This is a genomic window from Rhodococcus sp. IEGM 1354, assembly GCF_030056855.1.
Classification (GTDB): domain Bacteria; phylum Actinomycetota; class Actinomycetes; order Mycobacteriales; family Mycobacteriaceae; genus Rhodococcoides.
The window spans coordinates 148,256-164,183 of record NZ_JASHKT010000008.1; the positions used below are offsets into that span (position 1 = coordinate 148,256).

Below are 15,928 nucleotides of genomic sequence, written 5' to 3' on the forward strand. Positions count from 1 at the left end.
TCGGACAGTTCGAGCGAGTGCGAGCCGTGTGGACGGATGGCCGACGAGGGGCCCATAATCTGCGACCATGGATACCCACGTAGTCGACCATCCCTTGACCGCAGCGCTTTTGACGACGATGCGCGACGTCCACAGTGACAACGCGACCTTCCGTTCGGCGCTGCGGCAGCTGACACACACCTTGGTGTACGAGGCTTTGCGTGATGCCCCGGTGGACACCTTCGAGGTCGACACCCCGGTTGCCCGCACCACGGGTGTGCGGTTGGCGAACCCACCTCTGCTGGTTCCTGTTCTCCGGGCAGGGCTGGGCATGGTGGAGCAGGCGAGTGCGCTCATTCCGCGATCCGGTGTGGGATTCATCGGCATGGCACGAGACGAGAAGACACTGCAGCCGGTGCCGTACCTCGAGTCTCTCCCCGCAGATCTCGCCGGCACGCCGGTGTTCGTTCTCGACCCGATGTTGGCCACAGGCGGGTCCATGACCGCGACGATCGACTTGCTCGTGGCACGCGGAGCAACCGACGTGGTCGTCGTGTGCGTCGTCGTCACACCCGAAGGCCTTGCAGCGCTGGAGAAGTCAGGACACCCTGTCCGCGTGGTCTGTGCCGCCGTCGATGATGAGCTCAACGATCAGGGCATCATCGTGCCCGGACTGGGGGATGCGGGAGACCGTCAATTCGGGCCTCGGTGACGATCCGGCGCAGAGGAGTCGTCGAGGTAGGTGCTGTCGTATCGAAACACCATGTCGTTTCCCGAGCGGGTCAGTTGATCGGGAAGAAGAGGTCTTCCCTGGTATCGGCTGCATCGACCTCTCGTAGCTCGAGTGCTTGAATCATGTCGGATCCAGCGGTGGCACAAAGGATCCGGCGCGCGTGAGCAGTGCGATATCGCACCCCAGAGCATCCGCGACCGCGACCACGCTGTCGAGCTGCACTGTGTTCTTTCCTCCTTCGAGTGCTTGAACGGTGGAACGACCCACCCCGGCGAGCAACGCCAACTCGGCTTGGGTCATGCGCAACTGATGGCGACGCGCGACGAACGTTTCGGCCAGTTCTCCCGAGTGCTCACGGGCTCGTCGTCGCGGTTCCGCCATCATCGCTCCTTGTGCTTGCCCTGGCATGCATATCGGAAGTTCCCCGAAGGTTCTGCCGACAATGAGCCCCTATGCCTGCTTCAGCAGGCAGAAGGTGTGGAAACGTCGTCTTGCAGGGGGAGGGCTCGCTATGCGTGCGTTGGCAAGCGCACTGATTGTTCGAGGTACGCCAATGTGCTGCGGAACGGCCGTCGGTGGCCAGGAACCGTAGGTGTTGGCCCGAAGTCGACTCGCGTGCAGCATCTCGTGCGGCATAGTGGCCTCCATTATCCGATGCGGTCGAAAGCGGTAATCCTGTGAAGAATTCGGTTAGAACCGGCCGCGACAAATGGGTCGTCGTCGATGTCGAGACCTCGGGTCTGAAGGCATCCCGTGATCGAGTGCTCAGTGTGGCCGCTCTGACGGTCGACGAGGCCGGACGTGTCGGACGCGAACTGTCGACTTTGGTCAACCCGGGTTGCGATCCTGGCCCGGTGCACATTCACAAACTGACGCCCAAACGGCTTGCCGGTGCGCCGACGTTCGACATGATCGCTCCGCAACTCATGGATCTACTGGATGGTCGAACCTTGGTCGCGCACAACGCGAGTTTCGATCACGGGTTCTTGAAGCTCGAATCGATGCGTGCGGGCATCGACATGCCGACGAAGCAACGGTTGTGCACCGTGGCATTGTCGAGGCGACTACAACTCGATACTCCCAACCACAAGCTGTCCACCCTGGCCGCGCACTGGAAAGTGCAGCAGTCCAATGCGCACGACGCCTACGACGATGCCCAAGTGCTGGCGCAGGTGTTCACCCACAGCGCTCGGCTGGCCAGGTCGCTCGAACTTCCCCTTCCAGTCGTCACGTGCACCGAGCGTCTGACGCTGTATCCGGATACCGTTCCTCGCACACATTGCGCGTGGGAGAACCCAGGTCCACTTGCCGAGGACGGCGGTCTCGTTCAGGGCATGCGAGTCGTGATCAGCGGCGACACGCGAATCCCGCGATTGCGCTTGGCCGCTCAGCTCACGGCAGCCGGACTGGACGTGATGAATTCCGTCAGTCGATTCACGAGTGTGGTGGTGTGTTCGGATCCCACAACGGAAAGCGGAAAAGTCGAAAGGGCGCGCGCCCATGGCCTTCGCATCATCTCGGAGTCGGAATTGCTCGACTTGCTCCGGAATGTGCAGCCGGGAACGCCGAAAGGTATTCGGCCGCAGACCCAGCCGAAACCAGCCGAGCAGCAGCCCGATCCAGTCGTCAAGCCCTGGCAGACAAGAAGGGTCTTGGTCATGGGCGGTTCGCACGCCGAGTCGGTACTCATGCGGTCGCGCCTGATCCAACTCGGTGCGACACCGGCTGTGAATCTCAGCGCCGGCGTGACCGACATCCTGATCTTGGACGGCGGCGATGGAGACCCGCGGATGCCAAAAGTGAAGGAACGGGATCTCACGTTGCTGACACCGGCAGCGATCGACCGAGAACTGAAAATCGAAATTCCCGCGCCGCTCCCTGCTCGGCGGTCCCGAATCGCTCCGTTGGTGCCACGGGGTGGCGTCGTCGACCTCGACCCCGATCAGGCAGTGCTGACGGTCAACAGTTCCTGGCGTGCCGACGACTCCGATCGGGTCGGTGTAGATGTAGTTGCGTTCTTGCTGTCCGACGATGAATTGGTCGCCAGTGACGAGGACTTCGTGTTCTACAACGCCCCGGCTACCTCGGACGGTGCGGTCTCGATGTCTATCGACGGAGACAGCGAGCAGGGTGTGCGCATCGACCTTTCACTCGTTCCCGAGGATTGCGTGCGTATCACCGTCGCCGCAGCAATCGACGGTGACCACACATTCGGTGACCTAGGCGCGGTATCGGTGTCGCTCGATGGACTCGATTCGGCGGTCGCGACAGCGGTGCTGGATGCCGCGACCACGGAACGATCGATGCTGCTCGCAGAGATCTACCGCCGCGGGAGTGGCTGGCGCTTCCGGCCGATCGGTCAGGGCTACGACGACGGATTGGCAGAATTGGCGGTGCGGTTCGGCGTGGAGGTCGATGGGTAGCCGCGATGCGTCGCGTCGACTGGTAACACGACCCGACCGTCGAGCGACGTCACCAATGAACGGATCGAGTCGGTGGCCGGACCACGGCCGGCGACGTTGTGCAGGACGTGCCGCCACGAAAGGCCCTCGAATGAACCGCATCAGCCGACGTATTACCGTATTGACCGGACTTCTGGCGCTTCCGCTCGCCGCCGGAGCCACCATGGGAGCCGCGACCGCCAGTGCCGACGAATGGCACTACGGCCCCGTTTATCGCGCCGAGCAGTCCGGTGAGGGTGGACAGTACTTTTGCAACAAGGCGCAGTCACTCGAGAAGGCATCGCAGTCGTACATCGTGGTGCCGTGCACCAACGTCGAGAACACCGATACCTGGTACCGAATCGTGGTGAACCCCTACAACTGGGGTTGGAGCAGTTAGTCCTACACCAGTTCGATGACCTCCAACGCCCCGTCGGCGTGGGAACTCCGCAGCCTTTTCTTGTCGTATTTGCCCACGCTCGTTTTCGGGACCTCGTCGATGAAGGTCCATCGTTCCGGCAACTGCCAATGCGCGACGCGGCTGTCGAGGAACTCTTTCAGTTCTTCGGCCGTCACCGACGCACCCTCGCGGACGACGACAGCGACCAGTGGACGCTCGTCCCACTTCGGGTCGGGCACACCGATGACCGCGGCCTCACGAACAGCCGGATGTCCCATCACCTGGTTCTCGAGTTCCACCGACGAGATCCATTCACCGCCGGACTTGATGATGTCCTTGGATCGATCGGTGAGCCGGAGGTAGCCGTTCTCGGAGATGGTGCCCACGTCACCGGTTCGCAGCCAACCGTCGTCGAACTTGTCGTCCGCGTCGGCGCGGTAGTAGCTGCCGGTGATCCACGGCCCACGCACCTCGAGTTCCCCGACGGTCTTGCCGTCCCACGGCAACACCGTTCCGGCGTCGTCGACGAGTCGTGCCCGAACGCCGGCAACGAATCTGCCTTGTGTGCAACGCAAGTCGAACTCGTCCTCCGGCGATAGTCCCGCGTCGGGCCTACCGGAGGTGCCGAGCGGTGACGTCTCGGTCATGCCCCATGCCTGCGAGATGTGGACGCCGTACTTCTCGTGGAATGCCTTCATCAGACTCGGTGGGCATGCGGCACCGCCGACCACCACATCACGCAGACTCGACAGATCCGCCGGATGCTCGTCCAGATGAGCGAGCAGGGCCTGCCAGATCGTCGGGACAGCAGCCGCCGCCGTCGGACGAAGCGTCGACATCATCTCTGCCAACGGAGCCGGCTGCAGAAACCTGTCGGGCATGATCAGGGACGCACCGACCATCAGCGCCGCATACGGGAGCCCCCACGACATCGCGTGGAACATCGGCACGATGGCCAACACCTTGTCGGACTGCGCAATTGCCATTGCGTCGGTCATGCACGCCTGCATGGAATGCAGGTAGATCGAACGATGCGAGTACACGACCCCCTTGGGATCACCGGTGGTGCCCGAGGTGTAACACATTGCGGCAGCTGACCGTTCGTCGAGTTCGGGCCAATCGAACTCCTCCGGGTTGCCCGCCAGCAGGTCCTCGTAGCCGAGCACCTCGATACCGTCGGGTGCAGTGACCTGCGCCGGGTCGACCCCAACGACCACGAGGTGTCGCACGGTCTCGAACGTCGGCAGCAACGGCGTCAGCAGGGGGAGCAGACTCGCGTCGGCGATGATCACCTGATCCTCGGCATGATTGACGATGTAAGTGAGCTGCTCGGGGAAGAGTCGGATGTTCAGGGTGTGCAGCACTGCGCCCATCGCCGGAATCGCCATGTAGGCCTCCATATGCGGGGCGTTGTTCCACATGAATGTCGCGACTCGCTGATCATCGTCGATCCCTATCGACCTCAGGCCGTGAGCCAATTGTGCTGCCCGCCTGCCCAACTCCCCGAATGTCACCGTGGTGGGGCCGGTGTCGGTCCACGTGGTGATCTCGGCCGAGGAGTGGATGGACGTCCCGAATCGAACCAGCTGGCCGATGGACAGTGGGGTGTCCTGCATGGTGCTCTTCACGACGATCTCGCTTTCGATGTCCCGGCGCGGCTGCACGTCGTTGTGCTCCGCGTCACAACATGCACACTACGGACTCGACGCGAGGAGGGTGCGTAACTTGGTACTCATGGCCACTACTTCGGATGACGCTCGTGCCCTCGGCGACGAGGCATTCGTCTCGCTCACCACCTTCCGTCGATCCGGTGCGCCGGTATCGACGCCGGTGTGGATCGCCCGAGACGGCGACAACCTGGTCGTCATCACTCCCGCGGACAGCGGCAAGGTCAAACGCATCAGGAACTCCGATCGCGTGGAGCTCCGCCCGTGCAGTCGGCGCGGAGCGGTGCCCGATGACGCCGTGGCGGTGACCGGCTCGGCAACCATCGTCACCGGAGACGCCGCCTCGAGACCGACCTCGGTGCTGAAGAAGAAATACGGCATCGAATACCGCATCGTCATGCTCGTCGAACTGATCATCGCTCGACGCCGCAAGCCGCGGGTGATTCTGTCGATCACCACCGAATGAGGTCGAGCTACTTCAGGGCCGCCTCTACCGCCGCAACGATGTCGACCCAGATCTCCGACGTGGGATCGACGACGGCGAAGTGCCCGCCCGGTCCTTCGACCGAAGCAACGGAATCGGAACTCGCGGATGCGGCAGCGTAGTACGCGCGGCTGATTTCGAGGAGATTGGGATCGTCGGCCACTGCGGACACCACCAGCTGTGGAACGCCGAGGGGCAGTCGAGACATCGGTGACGACTCCTCGTAGATGCGCTGGGCCTCGCCATAGCGGGCACCGATGGCGTTCGATACCGCACCTTCCCCGAGCCACCGCTCGTCGCCGACTTTCAGGTCGAGCACCCCGGCCAGACTCACCGCCAGGGCAGGGGCCACTCGTTCGCCGACAGAATCGGCCGCAAGTCGCAGGGCCAGTTGGCCTCCCGCGGAATGGCCCATCAGGACGATTCGAGACAGATCCAGCGAGGCGGGTGCATTCTCCAACGCAGCGAGTGCCGCCGCGACGTCGGAAGTCATCGCGTCCCATCCGTGTTCGTCGGGTCGGCGGTATTCCAGATTCCAGGTGGCGTACCCGCGTGCGGTCAGATCCACCGCCATCGCATCCATCAGGTCGAATTCCCACCTCGAACGCCAGTACCCGCCGTGAATCAGTACGGCGACGGGGAACGGGCCGTCGCCTTCGGGCACCCGCAGTTCGACACGTTGCTCGGGGTGATCTCCGTACGTCACGATCGTGCCGGGGTGGAAGCGATGGAGGTAGACACTGTCGATAGCGAACCGGAGACCGTCGAGACCGCGGCCCCGGATGTGGGCGCGAATATTTTTGGACCGATCCGGTGCGCACTGACCGAAGTCGACGCGAACGACGCTGCTGTACAACGACGAATCGACCTGCGCTCCATCGCCGGGAACGACGACGACCTCACCAGAACCGGTTGCAGCGTCGACAATTCCGCCCGACAGACCGCGGGCGGACAGGGCCCGTGCGACCAGCTCCTGTGCGGTCTGCAGATCGGCGAACACTCCGGGCGCGGCAACGATATCGATGTGGTTCGAGTCTTCCGTCATGGGTTCACGCTACCCAGACGGCGTCGACCGAGCCCGTGTTCGCGCACGGGCTCGGTCGAAAAACGCCGATCAGGCGTCGACGGCCGCGTTCAGTTCACGCAGCCGGGGGAGTGCGCGGTTGGTGAGCAGATCCTCGCGGGTGTCGGCAGCGACAGCCATGCTGTCCTTCCACAGTGACCGGCCTGCCATCGCTCCCCGTGCACCGTTGGCGACGGCGACGCGGACCTGCTCGATGAACGTCTCGTGATCGACGCCCGCCGACAGCACGGCCCACGGAACACCCTGTGCCGCTTCGGTAACGGCAGCGCAGGCCTCGGCGGAACCGGGGTAGGGGAGCTTGAGCACCTTGGCACCGCACTCGACCGAAATGCGCGTGGAGTCGGCGATGATCTTGCCGAAGCCGGCCTTGTAGTCCTCGTCCGACTCGCCCTCGAGCTGGTACGTCAAGATCTCGACGATGAGAAGCAGACCCTCGGCCGAGCAGGCCTTGACGAGGTCGCGGATCTCCTCGGCAACACGGGAGTCGACGCCCTGCTGCTCGGGGCGCATGTAGAACAGCATCTTGGCGACGTCGCCGCCGAGGTCACGCACGACGCGCGGGGTCACGCCGTCGACGAAACGGGTGTAGCGCAGACCGTCGGTCTCCTCGAAGCCCGACGCATCCATGCCGACCACCAACGCGGTGCCCCGCGAGAGCACACCGTCGTCGACGATCTTCGGCAGTGCCACCTCCGGGTCCAGCAGGATGGCCGGCGCGTGATTGCCGAGGTAGCGAACCAGATCGGCTTTGGCCTCGGCGAGCTGCTCGACGGTGATCGAGCCCGGCCCGTCGACGGCGTCCTTCATGACGGCCTTCATGCCGTTGCGCTGATCTCCGGCGACGATGAGCATGTTGCCGTCTTCGGTGGAAATGGCAGCCATTCCGCGACGTTCGAGGGTGGTGAGTTCGTTCATCTTCTTCTCCTGGTGGGTGTTGGGGTCGAGCGCGAGTGGGACAACGTTGTCTCACTGCAGAAATATGGGCTCAGATTTCTATGAGCGTCAGTAGTCGGGCGGCGAACAGTGCTGCACCGTAGGCGGTGTCCTGGGATCTGGTCGAGACCGAGACGTCGGGCAGTACCTGAGCCCGGGCATCTCGTACGCTGGCCATGCCGGCCCAGCCGCCGGTGAGCAATGTCGTCCTGGCGGGCGGCACTTCGGCGTCGAGTGCCTCGATAAGGCGAGCCACTTCGTCGTTGCCGTGCAACAGAATCGAGCGGAACAGCTCGGCTGAATCGATCCCGTCGGTCCGGACCGTGATGGACAGAACGCCGTCGTCGTTGCGGGCACCGGCGATGTCGATACCACCGTCGGTGAACGGCCCACCTGGAGGCAGGGCGCACACTCGCTGGTCCAGTAGGTCGCGGCCGGCACGATCGCTGATGTCGCACAGCTGCAACGCCCGTCGCATCAGCAAGCCGGTCTTGACTCCGGCAACGAGTACATGTTGGCCCGGCACCACATGGCGTACCGAGTTGATGAGATGGTCGGCGAGCCTGCTCCGCGCGGCCGTGGTCAACGGAGCGTCGAGTACCCGCAGCAGCACCTCGGCAGTGCCCATCGACACGTGGTAGCGGTCGGGCGGGATAGCTCCGCCCGACACCGCGGAGACGAGATGATCGTGACCGGCCACAGTCAGACGAGCGCCGGCGATGGACGCGGGAAGTGTTGATGCGTCGGCAGTTCCGAGATCGGTTCCGGCGTCGACCAGTGGCGGCATGAAGTCGGTTCCGACACCCAGGTGCGCCAACATCTCCGACCACGGCTCGCCGCTGTCCTGATCGAGTAGTCCGGTGCGCGAACTCAGCGAGTAGTCGGCCACGGCACGACCGCCGAGGGACAGGACGACGAACTCCGGCAGATTGAACCAGCGCAGCCCGTCGAGGCTCAGTCCGTTGTCACGCAGATGAGCAATCTTGACGACGGAGACCTGAACGCCGACGGGAAGCCCGGTCTTGCCGGCGAACTGATCGCGCAATTCGGCCGGCAGGTTGTCGACCTGCTGCTGACCACGCGGATCGAACCACGCGAAGGCCGGTGCTCGGACAACGTTGTCTTCATCGAGAAGAAAGCCCGTTTCACCCATCCCGGACACCGCGATGGCGTCGATGCGGGCGGCCGGGTCACCGGTTGCCTCGGGCAGCCGGCGAGCGACCGCATCGAGTAGGTGTCCGATGGTGGACAACAGATCCTCGGCGGACAGGTCGGTGGTTCCGCCCGGTCCGTGCCGCCACGGCGTGGGACTCTGCTCGATGAGCAGCTCGGTGCCTGCATCGTCGGTGACGAGCACTTTGACGCCGGTGCTCCCGAGGTCCAGTCCCGCAACAAGTCTGGGGTTCACGGAGTAGTTCTCATTTCTCTACGGGTAGGGGGAGTGCGTGTGAAAGTCGTTCCACCAGAGTGGTCGGCGCTATCTGCTGCTCGGGTTCGAGATAGGGATCGTCGAACCGCTGCACCAGGCGGTCGAATGCGAGGGTGCCGATGCGATACGGGTCTTGGTCGATACAGGTCACCGACGGGCTGACGGCGTCGGCGAGCGAGAAATTGCCGAACGACACCATGGCTACGTCGGTGCGACCGATCTCGTGCAGAACGGACACCACGGCGGTCGCGTGTCGTGCGTTGGCGACGAAGAACGCAGTCGGTGGATTGCGCTGCGCCAGTAGTGTCTTCACTACCGGCCGCACCGAATCTGCGGCGTGGGATACCGGAGGGGCGAGCGCGGCTTCCGGCTCTTGGCCGAGATCGGCGAGGACGTCGAGATACGCCTGCCTGCGCAGCTGCGCGGTTTGCAGGCGATCGTCGAAGCCGAGCAGGGCAATTCGCGTGTGCCCGCTTGCCACCAACTTCTCGACGGCTCGCTTGGCGGCACCGTAATCGTCGACGATGACAGAATCGAAACCGGCGATCGAGCGGTCGATGGTGACCGTGGGCAGTGTGCGACGCCGAGGTACGAGGAAATCGCTGTGGTCGCCGACCGGCGCGAGAATGATGCCCCGCACGTGTTGTCCGGCCAGGAGGGCCAGCTGATCCCGTTCGCGCTGGGCATCGAAGCCGGTGCTGCCGACGATGACGGCGAGCCCGTGTTCGAGTGCGCGATCTTCGACGGCACTGACCAGGGATGCGAAGAAGACATCGTCGATGGAGTCGACGACGATCCCGATGGTGTTGCCCGACCCCGATTTAAGGGACCTGGCGGCGGAGTTCGGTACGTAGTTCAGTGTCTGCACCGCAGCCTCGACCCGCTCGCGCAGCTCCGGCAGGACCGTATCCACGCCGTTGACGACGCGTGAGACGGTCTTGAAGCTGACGCCCGCCAAGGCGGCGACGTCTTTGATGCTGGCGCGCTCGGTCACGTGAACTCTCGATCGGAGGAAGTGTGTCGCTGTAGCACGTATGCGAGACAACGTTGTCTTGTATGATTCCCGCTATGCCTCATGTCTGTCAAGACGTCCTCGGAATCGAACGGGAATCCCTGCCGGTCCTGGTGGTTGCCGGCGCGGCGGGCAGTGGCAAAACGACGCTGGGTAGAGAGCTGGCGCGCCGTCTCGGTACGGCCCTGCTCGACCTGGACACCATCACCAATCCGCTACTGGACGAACTGGATTCGCTGATCGAAGGCCCGCACTGGAACAGTGCCGGTCCCCATTCGGAGCGAATTCGCGCCGGGCGCTACGCCGTGGTGCGCGCCGCTGCCCGGGATCTCGTACAACTCGGTCAGCGGCCCGTCCTCGTTGCGCCCTTCACCCGCGAATTGACGGGTGCGCCCGAATGGACGCTACTCGTGAACGAATTGTCCCCAGCCGCAACGAAGGTGATCCACGTCGACGGATCGCCGGAGCTCCTGGCGCGACGCCGGGCCGCTCGTGGGGCGGATCGCGATGCCCACCGGCCGGTGGATCCGCCCGCTCGGACGCCGCGCATTCCGCACCTACGCGTCGACGCCGAACTGACGACCGCGCAGCAAGCCGATCTCGTGGCCCGAGAGCTCGGGCTCAGCTGATGGTGTGAGTGGTTCCGGGAGTGCAGGATTCGCGCTCGATCAACTCGACGCCGAGGATGTTGCGCCGTTTGTAACGGCGCCCGGGATTTTCGATTCGACCCAACAGTCGTTCGATGGCCAGATGGCCGAGTCGAGCCGGGTTCTGATCGATCACCGTCACCGGTGGCATCACTGCATCGGCGAGGGGAAAGTCGCCGAATCCGACGAACGCCAGATGCAGCAAGTTCATCTGCTGTAGAACAGGCACGCAGGCCATTGCCACTCGCGCGTTCGACAGGAACAGTGCAGTAGGGGGACTGTCGAGTGCGGTCAAGTCGGTCAGTGCCACACGGGCGTCCTCGCGGTCCAGCACACCCAGAGCGACGAGAGCCTCGTCGAACTCGATTCCCCGGGCCTGCAACGACTCTCGATATCCGGCCAAGCGATTGCGGCTTGTCGGGATCCCGGCACTGTCGCCGATGACGGCAATGCGGGTATGACCCAGATCGAGGAGATGATCGGTGGCCAACACCGCCCCGCCGTGATCGTCGTCGACGAAGCTGTCGGCTTTGAGGCCGTCGGGTGCGCGGTCGACGAACACCGTCGGAGTCTTGTCGATCCAGCGCTCCAGATATGCGTGGTCCGCACCCGTCGGCGCGATGATCAAGCCGCTCAACTGCCTACGCAGCAGCGACTCCACCAACGCCTGTTCCTGATCTCCGTCGTGACCGAGGCTGGTGACGAGAACTGCCATGTCGTCCTGGCGGGCCCGTTCCTCCACTGCGCGTGCGATGGAGGAGAAGAAGGGGTCGTCGATGTCCGGTACGGCGACACCGATGGCCGCCGTCTGGCCGTTGCGAAAGGAGGTCGCCATCGTGTTCGGCACATAGTTGAGCGACTCGAGTGCTTCGGCAACGCGGGCACGAGTATCGGGATCGACGTGCGGGTCGTTGTTGTACACCCGTGAGACGGTCTTGGCACTGACCTTGGCCAGCGCCGCGACGTCTTGCATGGTGGTCATGATCTACCCCGTCTGCTCGTCCTCGTCCCGTCAGCGACTGGTGTAGCCGCCGTCCACCGGCAACGACACTCCGGTCACCATGGAAGCATCATCGCTCAGCAAGAAGGCAATCGGCGCGGCAATCTCGTCTTCGGTGGCCCAGCGTCCCAGCGGCATCTGCGCCAGGAACGGCTCCTCGATCTCCGGGCGACCCCAGTAGAACGCGGACATCTCCGTCATGACGACCGTCGGGTTCACACCGTTCACGCGGATGCCGTGGCGGCCGAGTTCGAGTGCGGAGACCCGAGTGATGTTGTCCAAGGCTGCTTTCGAGGATCCGTAGGAGATGTGTCCGGTCAGAGCGACGAGACTGGCCTGGCTCGAGACGTTGACGATCGCTCCGGTGCCCGCGGCGATCATGGCGGGGACGGTGTACTTGATGACCAACAGGGCGCCGCGCGCATTGATGGCGATGACCTTGTCGAAGATCGAGATGTCGGTGTCCTGAGGCGTGGCGATCTCGCCGCCGAATCCGGCGCAGTTGACGACGCCGTACAGCTCGAGGCCGGCGACGGCGTCGCGAACACTGTCCTCGGACGTCAGATCGAACGCCAGGGGCGTTGCGCCGGTTTCGTCGGCCAATTTGTCCAGCGCGTCCACGGACTGGCCCGCCGCGACGACGTCGGCACCGTCGGCCACCAATCGTCGAACGGTTGCCGAGCCGATGCCTCCGCTGGCACCTGTCACCAAGATCTTGCGGCCGTCGAACTTCGCCATGGGGGTCTACCTTCACTGTTCCGAGTGGTCATGTCATCGGTGTCATCCGTCCCGGAGTGGACGCGTATGTCATCGGTGTCATGGACGGTACCGCAGCGCGTAGTTCCCGTCGCGAAAACGGTGCAGATCGTCCATTTGTCCAGTTCAGAGACGGTACTTCGTGGTCGGATATCGGCCTCGTACTGCGGCGGAACAACTGCCGGGCCGATAGGCCATGTCACCGGTGACATGAATTTTCGCGAAACACGTGACAATGCGAGTTGTGTGGGTCACACTCGTTAACACAGCGAGCCCCGCAGGGAGCTCGACATGCCGCGCAGGCCCAGTTCTCGAACCGTGCTGCACCGGCGTCGGCGGGGGCGTCCTGTCCCACACCCGAACGTTTCCATTCGACCGAGGAGTACCCATGGCCACCGTTGCACCTGCTGCGACACCGATCCTCGAAGCGAGGGGATTGTCGAGGAGCTTCGGAAACGTGCGCGCCCTCGACGACGCCGACTTCGACATCTACCCGGGTGAGGTCGTCGCCCTCATCGGCGACAACGGCGCAGGCAAGTCAACGATGGTCAAGGCTCTTTCGGGCAGCCTGGCCGTCGACACCGGAGAGATCCTGTTCGACGGCACAGCAGTCGATCTCGACAGTCCGACGGTGGCGGCAGAGCTCGGTATCGAAACGGTGTTCCAGGATCTCGCGCTCGCTCCGCATCTCAACGCGCAACAGAACATGTTTCTCGGACGCGAACTGCCGGCCAAGGGGCCGCTCGGCCGCCTCGGTTTCCTCGACGTCTCCACGATGCGCAAGCAATCACAGGATGCGCTCGACGAACTCGGTGCCACCGTCCGCAGCCTCACCGTCCCGGTGGGATCGATGTCCGGCGGCCAGCAACAGGCCATCGCCATCGCGCGCGCCGTCGCCTGGGCCAAGGGCGTCGTCTTTCTCGACGAACCGACCGCCGCCCTCGGTGTGGTGCAGACGCGCAACGTCCTCGACACCATTCGCCGCGTGGCGGACAGGGGAGTGGCCGTGGTGTTCATCAGCCACTCCATGCCCCACGTGATGGAAGTAGCAGACCGGGTTCAGGTGCTGCGGATGGGCAAGCGCGTGGCCACCCTCGACGCCAAGAACACGACCATGGAAGAACTCGTCGGCGCGATGACCGGCGCAACCACCGGAGCAACACGATGAGCAACCAGACCATCTCCCCATCGCTCGAGCCGTTGCCTCCCGGCGACAGGCCGTCACGGCACTCGTTCGATCTCGTCGAATCGCTCGGAAAGTTGGCTCGGGTCCAGGTCTTTCAGATCGTGCTCGTGCTGGCCGCGATCTGCCTGGTGTTCTCGATCATGGCCCCCGGCAGCTTCCCCGAATGGGGCAACATCCGGCAGATCATTCAGAACGTCTCCATCCTGGCCGTCCTCGGCATCGGCATGACATTCGTGATCGTCACCAGCGGTATCGACCTCTCGGTCGGGTCGGTGCTCGTCTTCTCCGGCGTGGTGTCGGCGAAGACGATGGCCGCGATCGGTGGCGACGGCTGGGGAGTGGCGGCCGTCGGCATCGTGGTGGCGCTGGGATGCGGTCTGTGCTGGGGCCTGCTGAACGGATTTCTGATCGGTAAGGCGAAAGTGCCTCCGCTGATCGTCACACTCGGCACACTGGGCGGGGCGCTCGGTCTGTCGCAGGTCATCACCGGCGGCGTCGACATCCGTGACGTACCACCGGTTCTCGTCGACACGATCGGCTACGGAAACCTGCCTGCCACCACCATCCCGTTGATCTCGAGCATCGCCTTGGTGCTGGTCGTCATCTTCGGAATCGTTCTGCACCGCACCAAGTTCGGTCTCTACACCTTCGCCGTCGGCTCCAAGGAGCAATCCGCTCGCCGCGTCGGTATCAAAGTGGACATGCATCTGGTCAAGATCTACGCACTTTCCGGCACCCTCGCCGGATTGGCGGGCATACTGTCGCTGTCCCAGTACGGCACCACCGCGATCGCCGGCCAGTCCCAGACCAACCTCAATGTCATTGCGGCAGTGGTCATCGGTGGCACCAGCCTCTTCGGCGGCATCGGCACCATGTTCGGCACCGTCGTCGGATTGTTCATCCCGGCCGTACTGCAGAACGGTTTCGTCATCGTCGGAGTGCAGCCCTTCTGGCAGCAGGTCGCCGTCGGTGCGGTTCTCATCGCAGCGGTCTACTTCGACCAACGTCGACGCGATGCCGCAAGTCGAGGCCAATCGCCCAGCTCCCTCAAGAAACTCTGGTCTCGAAGTCCCTAGCTTCGGACCGGCCCTGAACTCCCTCACTCGCAACCCCTTACAAGAAAGTCGACCATGATCACATCACGCACCGCCGTCGTTGCACTGAGTGTCGCTTCGGTCTCCGCCATGTTCCTGGCGGGTTGTTCGTCCGACTCCGGAAGCGGTGGCGGCAGCGGCAAGATCGCCTTCATCCAGGGCGTCAGCGGAGACGAGTTCTACATCAGCATGCAGTGCGGAATCGAGGCCGCGGCAAAGGACGCAGGCGTCACCGTCGATACGCAGGGACCGGTGAAGTTCGACCCGACGCTGCAGAAACCGATCGTGGATTCGGTTGTGGCATCACGGCCGTCGGCAATCCTCATCGCTCCCACCGACGTCGCGGCCATGCAGGCACCATTGGCCGCAGCATCGAAGGCCGGCATCAAGGTCGTCCTCGTCGACACCACTCTCGAAGACCCGTCCATCGCGGTCTCCTCCATCTCGTCCGACAACAAGGGTGGCGGCGCAGAAGCGTTCAACGCGATCGAGCGGCTCAGCCCGGCAGGCGGCAAGGTACTGGTCATTTCCACCGACCCAGGCGTCTCCACGGCCGACGCGCGAGTGGACGGCTTCGAGGAAGCAGTCGGAGCGAACTCGGCCTTCGACTACCTGGGCGTGCAGTACAGCCACAACGATCCGGCCGAAGCAGCCCGTCTGGTCTCTGCCGCACTGGCCAAGGACCCCGACATCGTCGGCATCTTCGCCGCCAACACTTTTGCGGCCGAAGGCACCGCAACAGGAGTTCGACAGGCAGGCAAGCAGGATCAGGTCAAGATCGTCGGCTTCGATGCGGGCCCGGCGCAGGTCAAGCAGCTTCGTGAGGGAACGGTGCAAGCACTGATCGCGCAGCAGCCCGGCACCATCGGCACCGACGGCGTAGAGCAGGCCATGGCGGCTATCGACGACAAGCCGGTCACCGCCGAGATCTCCACCGGCTTCCACGTCATCACCGCCGACAACATCGACGGCGAAGGCGCACAGTACGTCTACAAGTCGTCCTGCTAATTCACACCTGAACTGCGGTGGTGCTCCTGGTGGCAGAACCTGCCCGGGAGCGCCACCGCTCACCACGTCCGTTTC

General features: G+C 63.9%; 16 protein-coding genes. 8 read left to right on the forward strand and 8 right to left on the reverse strand.

What is annotated here, in order from left to right; translation table 11 throughout:
* The first annotated feature begins 67 nt into the window (after positions 1 to 67).
* On the forward strand, positions 68 to 691 hold the full coding sequence (gene upp / locus QM588_RS18555; protein ID WP_027497743.1) for a uracil phosphoribosyltransferase: 624 nt from the start codon (positions 68 to 70) through the stop codon (positions 689 to 691).
* Positions 692 to 832: 141 nt separating this feature from the next.
* Here upp and QM588_RS18560 read toward each other — a convergent pair whose 3' ends face one another.
* On the reverse strand, positions 833 to 1,093 hold the full coding sequence (locus QM588_RS18560) for a helix-turn-helix domain-containing protein (RefSeq protein WP_283315487.1): 261 nt from the start codon (positions 1,091 to 1,093) through the stop codon (positions 833 to 835).
* A 296-nt stretch (positions 1,094 to 1,389) separates the two neighbouring features.
* Between QM588_RS18560 and QM588_RS18565 the strand changes: the two genes are divergently transcribed.
* Both QM588_RS18565 and QM588_RS18570 read left to right on the forward strand, forming a co-directional pair.
* A complete protein-coding gene (locus tag QM588_RS18565) occupies positions 1,390 to 3,135 on the forward strand; it encodes a TerD family protein (protein WP_283315489.1) in 1,746 nt (581 codons plus the stop codon).
* 130 nt (positions 3,136 to 3,265) lie between these two features.
* A complete protein-coding gene (locus QM588_RS18570) occupies positions 3,266 to 3,553 on the forward strand; it encodes a hypothetical protein (protein WP_283315490.1) in 288 nt (95 codons plus the stop codon).
* 2 nt (positions 3,554 to 3,555) lie between these two features.
* Here the strand turns inward: QM588_RS18570 and QM588_RS18575 are convergent, their stop codons facing one another.
* Positions 3,556 to 5,181: a long-chain fatty acid--CoA ligase gene (locus QM588_RS18575; protein WP_032364456.1), complete on the reverse strand. Its 1,626-nt coding sequence runs from the start codon at positions 5,179 to 5,181 to the stop codon at positions 3,556 to 3,558.
* 106 nt (positions 5,182 to 5,287) lie between these two features.
* Here QM588_RS18575 and QM588_RS18580 point away from each other — a divergent pair, with 106 nt between their 5' ends.
* Positions 5,288 to 5,686, forward strand: a complete 399-nt coding sequence (locus QM588_RS18580; protein WP_283315491.1) for a PPOX class F420-dependent oxidoreductase — start codon at positions 5,288 to 5,290, stop codon at positions 5,684 to 5,686.
* 7 nt (positions 5,687 to 5,693) lie between these two features.
* Here the strand turns inward: QM588_RS18580 and QM588_RS18585 are convergent, their stop codons facing one another.
* The 4 genes from QM588_RS18585 to QM588_RS18600 form a co-directional block, all read right to left on the reverse strand.
* On the reverse strand, positions 5,694 to 6,749 hold the full coding sequence (locus QM588_RS18585; RefSeq protein ID WP_283315492.1) for an alpha/beta hydrolase: 1,056 nt from the start codon (positions 6,747 to 6,749) through the stop codon (positions 5,694 to 5,696).
* 69 nt (positions 6,750 to 6,818) lie between these two features.
* A complete protein-coding gene (locus QM588_RS18590) occupies positions 6,819 to 7,703 on the reverse strand; it encodes a hypothetical protein (protein ID WP_283315494.1) in 885 nt (294 codons plus the stop codon).
* Between the two features lie 70 nt (positions 7,704 to 7,773).
* Complete coding sequence (locus QM588_RS18595) at positions 7,774 to 9,129, reverse strand: FGGY-family carbohydrate kinase (protein ID WP_283315496.1); 1,356 nt, start codon at positions 9,127 to 9,129, stop codon at positions 7,774 to 7,776.
* Between the two features lie 10 nt (positions 9,130 to 9,139).
* A complete protein-coding gene (locus tag QM588_RS18600; protein WP_032384887.1) occupies positions 9,140 to 10,144 on the reverse strand; it encodes a LacI family DNA-binding transcriptional regulator in 1,005 nt (334 codons plus the stop codon).
* Between the two features lie 74 nt (positions 10,145 to 10,218).
* Between QM588_RS18600 and QM588_RS18605 the strand changes: the two genes are divergently transcribed.
* Positions 10,219 to 10,791 (forward strand): AAA family ATPase, encoded by a 573-nt coding sequence (locus tag QM588_RS18605; RefSeq protein WP_283315498.1) that lies wholly within the window; start codon positions 10,219 to 10,221, stop codon positions 10,789 to 10,791.
* Here QM588_RS18605 and QM588_RS18610 read toward each other — a convergent pair.
* Both QM588_RS18610 and QM588_RS18615 read right to left on the reverse strand, forming a co-directional pair.
* On the reverse strand, positions 10,784 to 11,791 hold the full coding sequence (locus tag QM588_RS18610) for a LacI family DNA-binding transcriptional regulator (protein ID WP_032383247.1): 1,008 nt from the start codon (positions 11,789 to 11,791) through the stop codon (positions 10,784 to 10,786). The two genes, QM588_RS18605 and QM588_RS18610, sit on opposite strands and share 8 nt — an antisense overlap.
* A 30-nt stretch (positions 11,792 to 11,821) precedes the next feature.
* Positions 11,822 to 12,547 carry an SDR family oxidoreductase gene (locus QM588_RS18615; RefSeq protein WP_027497731.1) on the reverse strand — a complete coding sequence of 242 codons (726 nt, stop codon included), beginning with the start codon at positions 12,545 to 12,547 and terminating at the stop codon, positions 11,822 to 11,824.
* A 406-nt stretch (positions 12,548 to 12,953) separates the two neighbouring features.
* Here QM588_RS18615 and QM588_RS18620 point away from each other — a divergent pair, with 406 nt between their 5' ends.
* Genes QM588_RS18620 through QM588_RS18630 form a run of 3 tightly spaced genes read left to right on the forward strand, consistent with a single transcriptional unit; the run spans position 12,954 to position 15,853 of the window.
* A complete protein-coding gene (locus QM588_RS18620; RefSeq protein ID WP_032364377.1) occupies positions 12,954 to 13,733 on the forward strand; it encodes an ATP-binding cassette domain-containing protein in 780 nt (259 codons plus the stop codon).
* Positions 13,730 to 14,827 carry an ABC transporter permease gene (locus QM588_RS18625; protein WP_222062927.1) on the forward strand — a complete coding sequence of 366 codons (1,098 nt, stop codon included), beginning with the start codon at positions 13,730 to 13,732 and terminating at the stop codon, positions 14,825 to 14,827. Before QM588_RS18620 ends, QM588_RS18625 begins: the two co-directional genes overlap by 4 nt.
* Before the next feature lie 54 nt (positions 14,828 to 14,881).
* Positions 14,882 to 15,853: an ABC transporter substrate-binding protein gene (locus QM588_RS18630; protein ID WP_222062926.1), complete on the forward strand. Its 972-nt coding sequence runs from the start codon at positions 14,882 to 14,884 to the stop codon at positions 15,851 to 15,853.
* The last annotated feature ends 75 nt before the right edge of the window (positions 15,854 to 15,928 follow it).

Bases quoted from the DNA above. Each gene is read 5' to 3' on its own strand.
- upp (WP_027497743.1), top strand. From the start codon at position 68: ATGGATACCCACGTAGTCGACCATCCCTTGACCGCAGCGCTTTTGACG.
- QM588_RS18560 (WP_283315487.1), bottom strand. From the start codon at position 1,093: ATGGCGGAACCGCGACGACGAGCCCGTGAGCACTCGGGAGAACTGGCC.
- QM588_RS18570 (WP_283315490.1), top strand. From the start codon at position 3,266: ATGAACCGCATCAGCCGACGTATTACCGTATTGACCGGACTTCTGGCG.
- QM588_RS18580 (WP_283315491.1), top strand. From the start codon at position 5,288: ATGGCCACTACTTCGGATGACGCTCGTGCCCTCGGCGACGAGGCATTC.
- QM588_RS18585 (WP_283315492.1), bottom strand. From the start codon at position 6,749: ATGACGGAAGACTCGAACCACATCGATATCGTTGCCGCGCCCGGAGTG.
- QM588_RS18590 (WP_283315494.1), bottom strand. From the start codon at position 7,703: ATGAACGAACTCACCACCCTCGAACGTCGCGGAATGGCTGCCATTTCC.
- QM588_RS18605 (WP_283315498.1), top strand. From the start codon at position 10,219: ATGCCTCATGTCTGTCAAGACGTCCTCGGAATCGAACGGGAATCCCTG.
- QM588_RS18610 (WP_032383247.1), bottom strand. From the start codon at position 11,791: ATGACCACCATGCAAGACGTCGCGGCGCTGGCCAAGGTCAGTGCCAAG.
- QM588_RS18615 (WP_027497731.1), bottom strand. From the start codon at position 12,547: ATGGCGAAGTTCGACGGCCGCAAGATCTTGGTGACAGGTGCCAGCGGA.
- QM588_RS18620 (WP_032364377.1), top strand. From the start codon at position 12,954: ATGGCCACCGTTGCACCTGCTGCGACACCGATCCTCGAAGCGAGGGGA.
- QM588_RS18625 (WP_222062927.1), top strand. From the start codon at position 13,730: ATGAGCAACCAGACCATCTCCCCATCGCTCGAGCCGTTGCCTCCCGGC.
- QM588_RS18630 (WP_222062926.1), top strand. From the start codon at position 14,882: ATGATCACATCACGCACCGCCGTCGTTGCACTGAGTGTCGCTTCGGTC.